Origin of the sequence: Pseudomonas gingeri (assembly GCF_013386165.1) — a bacterium.
GTDB lineage: Bacteria > Pseudomonadota > Gammaproteobacteria > Pseudomonadales > Pseudomonadaceae > Aquipseudomonas > Aquipseudomonas gingeri_C.
In genome coordinates, this window is record NZ_JACAOS010000016.1 from 389,132 (window position 1) to 402,965 (window position 13,834).

Below are 13,834 nucleotides of genomic sequence, written 5' to 3' on the forward strand. Positions count from 1 at the left end.
TTGATCAGGAAGGTGTTGAAACCCTTGGCGATCGAGCCCAGTTCGTCGGCGCGGTCGCTGGTCAGGCGACGGGTCAGGTCGCCTTCGCCCTGGGCGATATCGTCGAGCATGGCGACCATCTGCTTGAGCGGACGGGCGATGCCGTGGCCCACCAGCCAGATCACCAGCAAACCGAGGCCGGCGATCACCAGGCCGACCATCGCCATGCCGAAGACATCGGCCTTGCGCTGGGTGTCCAGGTCGCCTTGCAGCTTGTGCAGGTCAGCCATCACCGCGTTCAGCGGCAGTTGCATCATCAGGGTCCAGCGCGCGTCGGTCTGGCCGATGCCGAAGGGCAGGTAGAGCTCGATGACACCTTTGTCCTTGTCGACGTTGTAGGTCACTTCGCCGCGATTGAGCTTGCCCATGGTCGCGACTTTGTCGGCGCCGAGCACGTCGCTGGCTTTTTCGCCGAATTTGCTCGAGTCCTTGGTGTAGGCCACCAGACGCCCGTTGGTGCCCACCAGCGCCATGTTGCCGGCGCCGCCATAGAGTTTCTGATTGGCGCCCAGCAGCATCTCCTGGATGAAGTTCACCGACAGGTCGGCGCCGACGATGCCCTGGAACGCACCGTTGAGCAGGATCGGCTCGATAAAGGAGGCGAGCATGACCATCTTGTCTCCGACCTTGTAGGGGGCCGGGTCGATCACGCAGGGCTTCCTGGTTTCCTTGGAACACAGGTAGTACTCGCTGGCGCGAATACCGGTGGAGAGCAGTTTCTGGTCATCCACATCCACCAGGCTCGACTGGCCGAGCGTGCCGTCGTCATTACGGAACCACCAGGGCAGGAAGCGGCCGTCCTTGGGGTCGATGCCGGCGACCTTGGTGTCGACATAGGCGGCGTCGTTGTGGTCCAGGGCGTTCTTTTCCCAGCCGATGTAGGTGCCGAGAATCTTTGGGTTCTGCTGGACGTTTTCCTTGACCAGGCTGATCAGTTGTTCGCGGCTGAGGCTCAAGGCGGGCTTGCCATCGGTGCCGGTGGTGCCGATCAAGGTGTTGATCCGCACCAGGCCACCGGCAATCAGCAGCGGTGCCTCGAGTTCGCGCTGGATCTGGCTGACCTGGGTGCGGGCCAGCGCATCCAGGCGCTGCTGGATCACCTGTTCGAATTGCTCCTGGGTGCGCTGTTGCACCATGTCCTGGGTCTTGGCTCCGGAAAACAGGGCGTAGACCACCAGGGCCCCGACCACGCTGAGAATGATCGCCCCGGCCAGGGCCGCGACGGAAAACTGGATCGACTTGAATTTCATGGGGGCTCCGGACGCAACGGATGGCATCTGCCAATGGCTATCGGCTGGAGTTTTGGCGGTCATGAGGGGCGGCTGACGAAATGACTGTCATGGATGCGTCCAGGTCGCAAATGGACAGGTGCACCGGCATTGCCGGCCGTGGCCTGGACGGGTTTATGAATTTTTTCCTACTGGAAAGACCTTATGTATCTGAAAATTATGTGTTGTGTGTGGTTTGTATCTGTTTCGGATACAGTTTTGCGCCTAGGATAAGTGCAGTTTTCAGGGAGAGTGTTCATGGCTAGAGCTTGGGTGTTGTGTGCGTTGAGCGCGGGTTTGCTGCTGGGCGGATGCCAGGCCGTGAATACCACCAGCGCGGGGGCGGTCGGGGTTGAGCGCAAGCAATACATGTTCAGCCTGTTGTCGAGCCAGCAGGTCGACCAGATGTACGCGCAGTCGTACCAGAAAACCCTGGGCGAGGCGGGTGGCAAGGGCGTGCTGGACAAGACCAGCAGCAATGCCAAGCGGGTCCAGGCGATTGCCAGGCGTTTGATTGCCCAGGCGCCGACGTTTCGTCCGGACTCGGCGCAATGGCAGTGGGAGGTCAATCTGATCAAGAGTGACGAGCTCAATGCCAACTGCGGTCCTGGCGGCAAGATCATCGTTTATAGCGGCTTGATCGATCAGTTGAAGCTGAGCGACGACGAGATCGCCGCGGTGATGGGGCATGAAATCGCCCACGCCTTGCGCGAGCACGGGCGTGAAGCGATGTCCAAGGCCTATGGGATCGAGATGGCGAAGCAGGGCGCGGGTGCCTTGTTCGGCCTGGGGCAGGACAGCCTGGCGCTGGCCGATACCGTGGCCAACTATGGCATGACCTTGCCCAACAGCCGGGACAATGAGAACGAGGCGGACCTGATTGGCCTGGAGCTGTCGGCCCGCGCCGGCTACAACCCGAACGCGGCCATCAGTCTGTGGAACAAGATGAGCAAGGCGTCTGAGGGCGCGCCGCCGGAATTCATGAGTACCCACCCGGCGTCCGGCAGTCGGATTGCCTCGTTGCAGGCGGCGATTCCGAAGGTGATGCCGTTGTATCAGCAGGCCCGCAAGTCCTGAAACCCTCTGCCGTCTCCTGCTCTCTGTAGGCGAGAGCTTGTGGCGAGCGGGCTTGCCCGCGCTGGGGCGCGAAGCGCCCCTAAAACCTGAGAATTCGTTCTGCCTGACGCAGCGAGGTGTCCGGTTTTACGACTGCTGCGCAGCCGAGCGCGGGCAAGCCCGCTCGCCACACAAGCCCGTTCGCCATGCACGTCCGCTCACCACAGGGGCAGCGTGTCAGACCCAGCCGCTGCTCTGCATCGCCTTGTACACCGCGACCACCGCGAGAATGAAGAACGCTGTCGCCGCCAGGCGTCGGATCAGGGTCAGTGGCAGTTTGTCGGCCGCGAAGTTACCCGCCAATACCACCGGCACGTTGGCAATCAACATGCCCAGGGTGGTGCCGATGATCACCAGCCACAGCTCCGGATATTGCGCCGCCAGCATCACCGTGGCGATCTGGGTCTTGTCACCGATTTCCGCAAGGAAGAACGCGATCAGGGTGGTCAGGAACGGGCCGAATTTGCGCGCCGTGGTGGCTTCGTCATCGTCCATCTTGTCCGGCACCAGGGTCCACAGGGCGGTGGCGGTAAAGCTCGCCGCCAGGATCCAGTGCAACACCGCATCGGAGAAGAAACTGCCGAACCAGGCTCCCACCGCACCGGCGGCCGCATGGTTGGCCAGGGTGGCCGCGACGATACCGGCAATGATCGGCCAGGGTTTGCGAAAGCGAGCCGCCAGAATGAGCGCGAGCAGCTGCGTCTTGTCACCGATTTCGGCCAAGGCAACGATTGCAGTGGGGACGAGCAGAGAATCCAGCATCAGGTTTTCCTAAGGGGCGGGTCGACACGGCTATGACACGTACAGCCTTCCCGCCCCGGGTAAGGTGTTCGTGTCATAGGTCTTGTCAAACCCTGGGTCCGTCTGTGCGGACCGTGGGTCGCATGCGCCATGGTCTGTTGACCAAGTATGTTGACGCATGCCGGACGAGCGTGGCGCTCGTGGGAGACTACTCCCCTAGGACGGAGCGGATTCTGCCTAGGCAAAATCCATTGCGCAAGCCTTCTTTTTCAACCGCGCTTGGCGCTGTAGATCCGAAAGCCTTGTCCTTCGGCCTTGGTCACGCAGCGCCCCAGATGCTCTTCGATCAAGGGTTGGTAGCGCAGGAAGCTGTTCGCCACCAAGCGGAGTTCGCCGCCGTTTTTCAGATGTTTGGCCGCTTTTCGCAGCAAGTTTTCCGTCGCCAGGTAATCGGTGTGAACCCCGACGTGGAACGGCGGGTTGCTCAGAATTGCACTCAGACCCATGGGCGCGGCATCGATGCCATCACCGGTCAGCACTTCGCCTTCCAGACCATTGGCGGCCAGGGTCAGGCGACTGCTGGCGGTCGCGAACGCATCGACGTCGAGCAGGATCACGTGATTGTGCGGGTAGCGTCGTTTCACGGCCGCGCCGAGTACCCCGGCTCCGCAGCCGAAGTCCAGCAGGTTGCCGCTCGGCAGCTTGTCCAGGTGCTCCAGCAGCAGGGCGCTGCCGCGATCCAGGCGGCCGTGGCTGAACACCCCGGGCAGGCTGACCACCTTGAGCGGTCCCTCGGCCAGGTCCAGTTCGTAGTGGCGGGCCAGGCTTTCCAGCGGCTGGGCGACCGGGGCCTCGGCCACGGTGACCTGCCACAACTGGCAATGCCGGGCGCTGTCGAGCTTGCGCGGCTTGCCGAAAGGGTTGAGCTGCTTGGCCGCGCCTTCGATACCGCTGCGTTTTTCACCGACCAGAAACACCTCGCCGCCAGGCAGGCGCGAGGCGACGGCGTTGAGCAGGTAGTCGGTCAGGTCCTTGGATTTGGGCAGGAACACCACGGCGCTGTCGAACGGGATCTCGGGGATATTCACGCCAAAATGGCTGCGGCCTTCGAAGCGCGCCTCGAGTGTCGTCTGATCGCCGGCGTGCCAGCACCAGCCATGGGCGTTGGGCAGACGTCCGAGCAAATCATCGGCGGGCAGTCCGGCCAGCAACAGCTTGCCCTGGAAATATTCGGCCTGACGAAGCAGTACTTCACTGCGCGGATCCATGGTCTGCTCCCTGAAAAAAAGTGCCGCAGTCTATCAACTGACAACCCGCAACGCTGCTCCGTTGAAGAATCCCAGGGCGTTTTCCGCCAATTGCCCGACGATCCGTTGCCGGGCTTCGCGGCTGCCCCAGGCGTTATGCGGAGTGACGATCAGACGCGGAATGTCACCGGTCAGCAAGGGATTGCCGTTGGTCGGGGGTTCGACGCTCAGCACATCGGTGGCGGCCCCGCCCAGATGGCCGCTGCGCAGGGCATCGGCCAGGGCTCGTTCGTCGATCAGGCCGCCGCGGGCAGTGTTGACCACGAAGGCCCCGGGCTTGAGCTGGGCGAGTTCGGCGGCGCCGATAAAGTGGCGAGTGTATTCGTTGAGCGGGCAATGCAGGGTGAGCGCGTCGACCTGTGGGAGTAGTTGCTCCAGCGGCACGCGATCGGCACGGGCCGGGCGACCGGGAATCTGCCCGAGCAACACGCGCATGCCGAAGGCTTCGGCGAGTCTTGCAACCGCGCCGCCGAGTTCCCCGTGGCCGAGCAGGCCGAGGGTTTTGCCTTCCAGCTCGACAATCGGGAAGTCCAGCAGGCAGAACTGTTTGGCCTGTTGCCAGCGGCCTTCGCCTACGGCTTTCTGGTAATCGCTCAGGCGCGTGGCCAGGGCCAGCAGCAGCATCAGTGTGTGCTGGGCCACCGACGGCGTGCCGTAGCCCTGGCAGTTGCAGACGGTAATGCCTTGGGCGCGAGCCGCAGCAAGGTCGACATTGTTGGTGCCGGTGGCGCTGATCAGGATCAGCTTCAACTCCGGGCAGGCGGCCAGGGTTTCGGCGCTCAGGGGAACCTTGTTGCTGATGACGACGCTGGCGCCTTGCAGATGTTCGACGACCGTTTCCGGCGTGCTCGTGGCACACAGCCGCAACTCATCGAAGCAGGCTCGCAGCGGATCGAGATCCAGATCGCCGAGATCGAGGGAAGGGTGATCGAGGAATACCGCGCGGCGAACGTTGCTCATCAACTGTACCTTTTTTGCTGTCGGGTGAAGGCGTAAGGTGGCGAGCCTAACAGACATATTCAGTTACTGAGGAGCCCATCACCGTGTCCATCTACCTGACGGAATTCCTGACCGTTGCCTTGATTCACCTGCTGGCGGTGGCCAGTCCCGGCCCGGACTTTGCCGTGGTGGTGCGCGAGAGCGTGACCCATGGTCGACGTGCCGGCACCTGGACCGCGCTGGGCGTCGGTACGGCGATTTTCCTGCACGTGGGCTACTCGCTGCTGGGTATCGGACTGATCGTGTCGCAATCGATCGTGCTGTTCAATGCCTTGAAATGGCTGGCGGCGGCGTACTTGCTGTACATCGGCTTCAAGGCCATCCGTGCCAAGCCGGCGGCACCTGCGACCGACGACCTGGCCTTGCAGGTGGGCGAGCGCACCGCTCGCGGCGCCTTCACCGCAGGTTTCGTGACCAACGGCCTGAACCCCAAGGCCACGCTGTTTTTCCTCTCGCTGTTCACCGTGGTGATCAGCCCGCACACGCCCTTGCTGGTCCAGGCCGGCTACGGCGTTTACCTGGCGCTGGCCACGGCGCTATGGTTCTGCCTGGTCGCTATGCTGTTCAGCCAGGAGCGTGTGCGCGCCGGTTTCGCCCGCATGGGCCACTGGTTCGACCGGACCATGGGCGCGGTGCTGATTGCCATCGGGGTGAAGCTGGCGTTCACCGAGATGCATTGATGGCACTGAACTGATTCAAGGCATTCAGGTAGTCCCGCGGGTTGTCCCCGAGCAGGCGGCGAAACATCGAACTGAAGGCCCGGGCGCTGCCATAGCCCAACACCTTGGCCACGTGCTGCACGCTGTCCCCGGCGATCAGGCGTGGCAAGGCCTCCATCAGGCGTAGCTGCTGGCGCCAGGCATTGAAGTTCATCTGCACTTGCTGCTGGAACAAGCGCGCCAGGGTCCGGGTACTGGCGCCGACCTGTTGGGCCCAGTCCTCCAGGCTATTGGGGTGATCCGGGGTTGCCAGCAAGGCCAGGCAGATCCGTTGCAGGCGCCGGTCCGTCGGCATCGGGATGTGCAGCGGGAGGTTCTCCAGGGCGGCCAGCTCCTCCAGCATCAGTTGCTGGATCAGCGGGTTTTGCGCCTGTTCCGGCCCTTGCACCGCGCGCACGATCAATTCCCGCAGCAAGGGCGTCACCGCCAGCACACAGCAACTCTGCAGGTTGGCCGGCGAATATTCGGCGGCGACAAATAACGACCGCATGCGCACCGCGCCGCTCATGAAAATCTCATGCTCGACCCAGGGCGGAATCCATACGGCACGGGTCGGCGGGATGATCCACGCGCCTTTGGCGGTGACCAGGCGCATGACCCCACACACGGCATAGAGCAACTGCGCTTCCTGATGGACGTGCAGCTCCTGATGCGCGCCATCGACGTAATCACGGAGGTAGGCGCTGATCGGTCCGTGCAGGAAATGGCTGATTAACATGTCCGATTTCACGAGTCTGTCTGGTTTGATGAGTTTGTTGGCAGAAATGCATTTTGTCGCCAACTTAGCATAACGGACCGATAACAATCCTGACGTGTGTGCCGCGATGAACCAACCCCGAAACGTAATTCGCTACATCAATGCCGCCCATGTGATCGACCACATGTTCATGCTGATTTTCCCCGCCGCCGTACTCGGCATGGGCCAGGCCTTCGGCCTCGACTTCGCGCAGATGATCGGCCTGTCCCTGGGTGGCTTCATTGCCTTCGGCGCCTGCTCGCTGCCGGCTGGCTGGCTGGGGGATCACTGGAGTCGGCGGAGCATGATGCTTTTGTTCTTCTTCGGGATCGGCGGCGCCTCGATTTTTACCGGCCTGAGCAGCAGCGCGCCGATGTTGACCCTGGGACTGACCCTGGTCGGCGTTTTCGCTGCGATCTATCACCCGGTGGGCACGGCGATGCTGGTCAGCTATGCGCAGAACCGCGGGCGTGAAATCGGCGTCAACGGCATGTGGGGCAACCTTGGCGTGGCATTTTCGGCGCTGGTCACCGGCTTTCTGGTGGCGCAGTTCGGCTGGCGCTCGGCGTTTATCCTGCCGGGAGCGGTGTCGATTGTGCTCGGGGTGCTGTTCGCCTTGCAGGTGCGCGAAGAACCGATCCCGCAGCAGCCCCATGTGAAACTGCGCAACGCCAGCGGCCAGCAGATCTCCATGATCATGGTGTTCAGCGTGCTGGCGCTGGTGACGGCCACCGGCGGGGTGGTGTTCAACGCCACCACCATGACCTACCCGAAGCTGTTCCAGGAGCGCTTGCATGAATGGCTCGCCTCGCCGCAGTTGCTCGGTGTGATCGTCAGCCTGGCCTACGCCTTTGGTGCGGTGGCGCAGTTGAGCATCGGGCGGATGCTCGACCGCATGAGCCTGAAGTGGCCTTTCGTGGTGCTGACCCTGTGCCAGGCGCCGTTGTTGTTGGGCCTGGCCTACGTCGACGGCCTGTCGGTCATGGTCTTGGGCGCGGCGTTGATGTTCGTGGTGTTCGGCCAGGTGACGGTGAATGACGCGATGGTCGCCAATTTTGTCGCGCCACAGTGGCAATCCCGGGTCTTTGCCTTGCGTTACTGCCTGTCGTTCGGGGCCAGCGCGACGGCCATTCCGTTGATCGCCTTTGTCGAGCCGCGCCAGGGTTTTGCCGGTCTGTACCTGATCCTCGCGGGCTTTGCCACGCTGACCTTTGTCGCCGCGCTGGTGTTCCCGCGCACCCCGGCCCAGCAGCCGGCGGGGCAGCCGGCCTGAGGCTTGATGGCGCCGAAGTTGACTAACAGAACTAGCCACACAGGCGACTAAGACTCACGTTCGTCTGCAAATCATTCCTTTGGGTGATTTAGTGAGTGCGCGACGGCTCTAGAGTGCATATCTTTAGCCTCGACCCGACCGTGCAGACAGACCAAGGAAGCTCCATGTTGCAGACTCGTATCATTCCGCCCGCCGAAGGGGCTTATCAATACCCCCTGTTGATCAAGCGCTTGCTGATGTCCGGCAGCCGCTACGAGAAAACCCGCGAGATCGTCTATCGCGACAAGCTGCGCTACAATTACCCGACCTTGAGCGAGCGGATCGCCCGGCTGGCCAACGTGCTCACGGCGGCGGGGGTCAAGGCCGGCGATACCGTCGCGGTGATGGACTGGGACAGCCATCGCTACCTGGAGTGCATGTTCGCCATTCCGATGATCGGCGCGGTGATCCACACCATCAACGTGCGCCTCTCGCCCGAGCAGATCCTCTACACCATGAACCACGCCGAGGACCGCTTCGTGCTGGTCAACAGCGAGTTCGTCGGCTTGTACCAGGCGATCGCCGGGCAACTGACCACGGTGGAAAAGACCCTGCTGCTGACCGACGCCGAGGACAAAAGCGCCGATTTGCCGGGGCTGGTGGGCGAATACGAGCAACTGCTGGCGGCGGCGAGCCCGGTCTACGACTTCGCGGATTTCGACGAGAACTCGGTCGCCACCACCTTCTACACCACCGGGACCACCGGCAACCCGAAAGGCGTGTATTTCACCCATCGCCAGTTAGTGCTGCACACCATGGGTGTGGCGACCATCATGGGCAGCGTCGACAGTGTGCGCCTGCTGGGCACCAACGACGTGTACATGCCCATCACCCCGATGTTCCACGTGCACGCCTGGGGCCTGCCCTATGTGGCAACCATGCTCGGGCTCAAGCAGGTTTATCCCGGTCGCTACGAGCCGGAGCTGCTGGTGGAGCTGTGGCGCAAGGAAAAGGTCACCTTCTCCCACTGCGTGCCAACCATCCTGCAGATGGTGCTCAACGCCAAGGCGGCCCAGGGTACAGACTTCAAGGGTTGGAAGATGGTCATCGGCGGCAGTGCGTTGAACCGCACGCTGTATGAGACCGCCAAGAGCAAGGGCATTCAACTGACCGCCGCCTATGGCATGTCGGAGACCGGCCCGCTGGTGTCCTGTGCCCACCTCAACGAAGAGTTGATGGCCGGCAGCGAGGACGAGCGCACCACCTACCGGATCAAGGCCGGCGTGCCCGGGCCGTTGGTGGATGCGGCGATTGTCGACGAGGACGGCAACTTCCTCCCGGCGGACGGCGAGACCCAGGGCGAACTGGTGCTGCGTGCGCCATGGTTGACCGAGGGTTATTACAACGAACCGCAGAAGGGCGCGGAGCTCTGGGCGGGCGGTTGGCTGCACACCGGCGACGTGGCGACCCTCGACAGCCTCGGGGTGATCGACATCCGCGACCGGATCAAGGACGTGATCAAGACCGGCGGCGAATGGATCTCCTCCCTGGCCCTGGAAGACCTGGTCAGCCGCCATCCGTCGGTACGTGAAGTAGCAGTGGTGGGCATTGCCGATCCGCAATGGGGCGAGCGTCCGTTTGCCCTGCTGGTCTTGCGCGAAGGCCATGAGCTGGGGGCCCGGGAACTCAAGGAGCACCTCAAGCCCTTCGTCGAACAGGGTCACTTGAGCAAGTGGGCAATCCCGAGCCAGATCGCCCTTGTTACGGAAATTCCCAAGACCAGCGTCGGCAAACTGGACAAGAAGCGTATCCGCATCGATATCGTCCAGTGGCAGGCCAGCAACAGCAGTTTCCTCTCGACCCTCTGAGGTGTCCCCACCACGCCCGAAAGGGCGTGGCAGCCCCACCAAGCAAGCGCTTGGCTTGCCGAATTCGAATTTTCAGTCATTCTCGCCCGCCGGTTTTCACTGGCTTGGCAAACCTTTGTTTGGAAAGTGGCCTCTGGGTGCAAATCACACTTTAGAGGGATCAAGCGGTACTACCTGCTGGCTATAGTCCGCTGACGGATTTTCAGGAGTGGGGCAGGCCGGCGATGCGCCGAACTGCCACTTCGGGCGATGGATGGGAGCGTCTGCTGCCCTTTCGTCCGAGGCGTTCCTGGAGGTACTCACTGCCAAAACAATAAAGCACATGGAGTATGTCGATGATCGCGTTAAACCCGTTCTGGCGCCGGGCGAAACTGCCCTTGGCCGTCAGCCTCGCTTCTACGCTCGCCGGTCCCGCCTTTGGTGTCAGTTTTAATGTCGGTGAAATCGAGGGCAGCTTCGACTCCTCCCTGTCGCTGGGAGCCAGTTGGTCGACGCAGAATCCCGACAAGAACCTGATCGGCGTCAACAATGGGGGTTCGGGCTTGTCGCAGACCTCCGATGACGGGCGGCAGAACTTCAAGGCCGGGGAGACCTTTTCGAAGATCTTCAAGGGCGTGCATGACCTCGAATTGAAGTACGGCGATACCGGTGTGTTCGTGCGCGGCAAGTACTGGTACGACTTTGCCTTGCAGAACCAGGACCTCGACTTCAAGAACGTCAGCAACGACGGCCGCCAGCAAGGTGCCCGCTCTTCCGGCGCCGAGTTCCTCGATGCCTTCGTCTACCACAACTACAGCATTGCCGACCTGCCGGGCACGGTGCGCCTGGGCAAGCAGGTGGTGAGCTGGGGTGAAAGTACCTTTATCGGTGGCGGTATCAACGCCATCAATCCGATCGACGTGTCCGCGTTCCGTCGTCCGGGGGCCGAGATCAAGGAAGGCCTGATTCCGGTCAACATGTTCTATATGAACCAGAGCCTCACCGATAACCTTTCGGCGGAAGGCTTCTACCAGATCGGCTGGGATTCGACGGTGACCGACAACTGCGGCACGTTCTTCTCGCAGTCGGACATTGTCTCCCATGGTTGTAACAACAATCTGCGGGTATTGAACTCGAGCGCCACCCTCAGCGCGGCTCAGCAAGCAGGGTTACGACCCTTGGGTGTCGATATCAATGGCGAGGGTGTCCTGGTTCGACGCACACCCGACCAGGACCCCAGCAGTGGCGGCCAGTTCGGCTTTGCCATGCATTACAACTTCGAGCCGCTGGACACCGAGTTCGGTGCCTATTTCATGAACTACCACAGCCGCGCGCCGATCTTCAGTGCCAAGGGCGCCTCCCAGGCTGTTTTCAATACGGCGCCATTCCTCGGCACCGCGGCTCCCCTGGTGGTGGCCGGCAACTCCAGCTACTTCATGGAGTACCCGGATAACATTCGCCTGTATGGCTTGAGCTTCTCCACCACCTTGCCCACCGGTACCGCCTGGAGCGGTGAATTGAGCTACCGGCCGAATGCGCCGGTGCAGATCAGCTCCACCGATATCCTGTATGCCGGTGTCACGCCGCTGCCCGGCCTGGGCAATGCCTCGATCATCAAGGGCTCGCCGGGCCAGACGATCAACGGCTACAACCGCAAGGAAATCACCCAGCTCCAGACCACCTTCACGCATTTCTTCGATCAGGTCATGGGCGCCAGTCGCCTGACCCTCGTCGGTGAAGCGGGGCTCACCTATGTGGGCGGGTTGGAAAGCCGCGACAAGGTGCGCTACGGCCGCGACCCGGTCTATGGGCCGGGCACCTTGCCCAACGGTTTTTGCCCAACCCTCAATGGCAGCACGATTGCCGGTGCGGGTCCTGGCGCGGATGCCAGCAACCGCAGCAGCAACTGCAACAACGACGGCTTCACCACCGCGACATCCTGGGGCTATCGCGCCCGGGCCATCTGGGAATACCCGGATGTCTTCGCCGGGGTGAACCTCAAGCCCAACGTGGCCTGGTCCCATGACGTGAAAGGTTACTCGCCGGGCCCTGGCGGCAACTTCGAGCAGGGTCGCAAGGCCGTCAGCCTGGGCCTCGACGCCGAGTACCAGAACACCTACACCGCGAGCCTGAACTACACCAACTTCTTCGGCGGCGACTACAGCACGGTGGATGACCGTGACTTCGTGGCGCTGAGCGTTGGCATGAACTTCTAAGACCCTTGCACTTCAGGAAGAACAACAAGATGAAAATCACCAAGAATCTGCTTCAGGTCGGTGTGCTGGGGTTGTCGTTGCTGGCCAGCGGTGTAATGGCCGCGGTGTCCGCCGATGAAGCGGCGAAACTGGGCACGAGCCTGACCCCGATGGGCGCGGAAAAGGCCGGCAATGCCGCCGGCACCATTCCGGCCTGGACGCCGATGGCGAAGAACATCGGCACGGTCGACAGCAAGGGTTTCCTTTCCGATCCCTACGCCAGTGAAAAACCGCTGTTCATCATCACCGCGCAGAACGTCGAGCAGTACAAGGACCAACTGGCCCCAGGGCAATACGCGATGTTCAAGCGTTACCCGGAGACCTTCAAGATGCCGGTCTACCCGTCCCATCGCGGTGCCACCGTGCCGGATGACGTGTTTGCCGCGATCAAGGAAAACGCCACCAAGACCAATCTGGTCAGTGGTGGCAATGGCCTGGAGAACTTCAAGACCGCCGTGCCGTTCCCGATCCCGAAAAGTGGCGTGGAAGTGATCTGGAACCACATCACCCGCTATCGCGGCGGCAGCGTGACCCGCCTGGTAACCCAGGCCACGCCCCAGGCCAACGGCTCGTACAGCCTGGTGTACTTCCAGGACCAGTTCGTCTTCCGCGACAAGATGAAGGACTACGACCCGGCCAACCCCGGCAATATCCTCTTCTACTTCAAGCAGAAAGTGACCGCGCCGGCGCGCCTGGCCGGCGGCGTGCTGCTGGTCCACGAAACCCTCGACCAGGTCAAGGAACCGCGTTCGGCCTGGGTCTACAACGCCGGTCAGCGCCGGGTGCGGCGTGCCCCGCAAGTCTCTTATGACGGCCCGGGTACCGCCGCCGACGGCCTGCGCACCTCCGACAACCTGGACATGTACAACGGCGCGCCGGACCGCTACGACTGGAAGCTTGAAGGCAAGAAAGAAATGTATATCGCCTCCGACAGCTACCGGCTCGACTCGCCGCAGCTCAAGTACGCCGACATCATCAAGGCCGGCCACATCAACCAGGACCTGGCGCGTTACGAGCTGCGCCGCGTCTGGCATGTGGTCGCGACCTTGAAGGAAGGCCAGCGCCACATCTATGCCAAGCGGGACTTCTATATCGATGAAGACACCTGGCAGGCGGCGGTGATCGACCACTACGACGGTCGCGGCCAACTCTGGCGTGTCGCCGAGGCCCATGCCGAGAACTACTACGACAAGCAGGTGCCGTGGTACGCCCTGGAAACCCTCTACGATCTGCAGTCCGGCCGTTACCTGGCGCTGGGCATGAAGAACGAAGAGAAGCAGGCGTATGACTTCGGTTTCACCGCCACCACCAGCGATTTCACCCCGGCTGCCCTGCGCCAGGACGGCGTTCGCTGACAGCGCTCCACAGGCAACCCCGTTGCAAGCGCAGGCGCATCCTGCGTTGAAACGCCCCGGCCGGTTCGGGGCGTTTTTTTGCCTGCGGGAGATGTGTGGCTAAATATTTCAAATTCGATGCTTTTCGACAAAATTAAGACAATAAGCCTTCATTACGGCGCTTTTTACCGCTAGTCTGCGGACAGCTGCCTGCCGATAAC

The 13,834-nt window shown here is 62.1% G+C and carries 10 protein-coding genes, 1 pseudogene and 1 riboswitch; of the genes and pseudogenes, 6 read left to right on the plus strand and 5 right to left on the minus strand.

Annotated features, from left to right (window positions below; genetic code table 11):
• Nucleotides 1-5 precede the first annotated feature (5 nt).
• Nucleotides 6-1,352, minus strand: a pseudogene (locus HX866_RS34835) (HAMP domain-containing protein); the annotation flags it as partial.
• A gap of 213 nt (nucleotides 1,353-1,565) precedes the next feature.
• On the opposite strand from HX866_RS34835, the gene HX866_RS18135 reads away from it, so the two are divergent.
• The gene (locus HX866_RS18135) at nucleotides 1,566-2,384 is read left to right on the plus strand and encodes a M48 family metallopeptidase (protein ID WP_177103557.1); all 819 of its coding nucleotides are present in this window, start codon (nucleotides 1,566-1,568) and stop codon (nucleotides 2,382-2,384) included.
• 216 nt (nucleotides 2,385-2,600) lie between these two features.
• Here the strand turns inward: HX866_RS18135 and HX866_RS18140 are convergent, their stop codons facing one another.
• From HX866_RS18140 to HX866_RS18150, 3 genes are all read right to left on the minus strand, one after another.
• Nucleotides 2,601-3,185, minus strand: a complete 585-nt coding sequence (locus HX866_RS18140; RefSeq protein ID WP_177096189.1) for a TMEM165/GDT1 family protein — start codon at nucleotides 3,183-3,185, stop codon at nucleotides 2,601-2,603.
• Nucleotides 3,186-3,272: 87 nt separating this feature from the next.
• Nucleotides 3,273-3,394: riboswitch (yybP-ykoY riboswitch) on the minus strand.
• Nucleotides 3,395-3,433: 39 nt separating this feature from the next.
• Nucleotides 3,434-4,432 (minus strand): class I SAM-dependent methyltransferase, encoded by a 999-nt coding sequence (locus tag HX866_RS18145; RefSeq protein WP_177140190.1) that lies wholly within the window; start codon nucleotides 4,430-4,432, stop codon nucleotides 3,434-3,436.
• 33 nt (nucleotides 4,433-4,465) lie between these two features.
• The gene (locus HX866_RS18150; RefSeq protein ID WP_177140191.1) at nucleotides 4,466-5,431 is read right to left on the minus strand and encodes a 2-hydroxyacid dehydrogenase; all 966 of its coding nucleotides are present in this window, start codon (nucleotides 5,429-5,431) and stop codon (nucleotides 4,466-4,468) included.
• Between the two features lie 89 nt (nucleotides 5,432-5,520).
• Between HX866_RS18150 and HX866_RS18155 the strand changes: the two genes are divergently transcribed.
• Nucleotides 5,521-6,150, plus strand: coding sequence for a LysE family translocator (locus HX866_RS18155; RefSeq protein ID WP_177096937.1), 630 nt, complete (start codon nucleotides 5,521-5,523; stop codon nucleotides 6,148-6,150).
• Here the strand turns inward: HX866_RS18155 and HX866_RS18160 are convergent.
• Nucleotides 6,134-6,907 carry an AraC family transcriptional regulator gene (locus HX866_RS18160; RefSeq protein WP_177124199.1) on the minus strand — a complete coding sequence of 258 codons (774 nt, stop codon included), beginning with the start codon at nucleotides 6,905-6,907 and terminating at the stop codon, nucleotides 6,134-6,136. The genes HX866_RS18155 and HX866_RS18160 overlap by 17 nt on opposite strands.
• Before the next feature lie 106 nt (nucleotides 6,908-7,013).
• Between HX866_RS18160 and HX866_RS18165 the strand changes: the two genes are divergently transcribed.
• The 4 genes from HX866_RS18165 to HX866_RS18180 all read left to right on the plus strand — a co-directional run bounded on the left by HX866_RS18165 (nucleotide 7,014) and on the right by HX866_RS18180 (nucleotide 13,634).
• Nucleotides 7,014-8,198 carry an MFS transporter gene (locus HX866_RS18165; RefSeq protein ID WP_177096196.1) on the plus strand — a complete coding sequence of 395 codons (1,185 nt, stop codon included), beginning with the start codon at nucleotides 7,014-7,016 and terminating at the stop codon, nucleotides 8,196-8,198.
• 164 nt (nucleotides 8,199-8,362) lie between these two features.
• Nucleotides 8,363-10,045, plus strand: coding sequence for a fatty acid--CoA ligase (locus tag HX866_RS18170; RefSeq protein ID WP_177096198.1), 1,683 nt, complete (start codon nucleotides 8,363-8,365; stop codon nucleotides 10,043-10,045).
• A gap of 335 nt (nucleotides 10,046-10,380) precedes the next feature.
• The gene (locus tag HX866_RS18175; RefSeq protein ID WP_177096200.1) at nucleotides 10,381-12,240 is read left to right on the plus strand and encodes a DUF1302 domain-containing protein; all 1,860 of its coding nucleotides are present in this window, start codon (nucleotides 10,381-10,383) and stop codon (nucleotides 12,238-12,240) included.
• A 29-nt stretch (nucleotides 12,241-12,269) separates the two neighbouring features.
• Nucleotides 12,270-13,634: a DUF1329 domain-containing protein gene (locus HX866_RS18180; RefSeq protein WP_177103565.1), complete on the plus strand. Its 1,365-nt coding sequence runs from the start codon at nucleotides 12,270-12,272 to the stop codon at nucleotides 13,632-13,634.
• Nucleotides 13,635-13,834 lie beyond the last annotated feature (200 nt).

Coding starts and splice junctions, on each gene's coding strand:
- HX866_RS18150 (WP_177140191.1), bottom strand. CDS start 5,431: ATGAGCAACGTTCGCCGCGCGGTATTCCTCGATCACCCTTCCCTCGAT.
- HX866_RS18175 (WP_177096200.1), top strand. CDS start 10,381: ATGATCGCGTTAAACCCGTTCTGGCGCCGGGCGAAACTGCCCTTGGCC.
- HX866_RS18165 (WP_177096196.1), top strand. CDS start 7,014: ATGAACCAACCCCGAAACGTAATTCGCTACATCAATGCCGCCCATGTG.
- HX866_RS18140 (WP_177096189.1), bottom strand. CDS start 3,185: ATGCTGGATTCTCTGCTCGTCCCCACTGCAATCGTTGCCTTGGCCGAA.
- HX866_RS18135 (WP_177103557.1), top strand. CDS start 1,566: ATGGCTAGAGCTTGGGTGTTGTGTGCGTTGAGCGCGGGTTTGCTGCTG.
- HX866_RS18180 (WP_177103565.1), top strand. CDS start 12,270: ATGAAAATCACCAAGAATCTGCTTCAGGTCGGTGTGCTGGGGTTGTCG.
- HX866_RS18160 (WP_177124199.1), bottom strand. CDS start 6,907: ATGTTAATCAGCCATTTCCTGCACGGACCGATCAGCGCCTACCTCCGT.
- HX866_RS18145 (WP_177140190.1), bottom strand. CDS start 4,432: ATGGATCCGCGCAGTGAAGTACTGCTTCGTCAGGCCGAATATTTCCAG.
- HX866_RS18170 (WP_177096198.1), top strand. CDS start 8,363: ATGTTGCAGACTCGTATCATTCCGCCCGCCGAAGGGGCTTATCAATAC.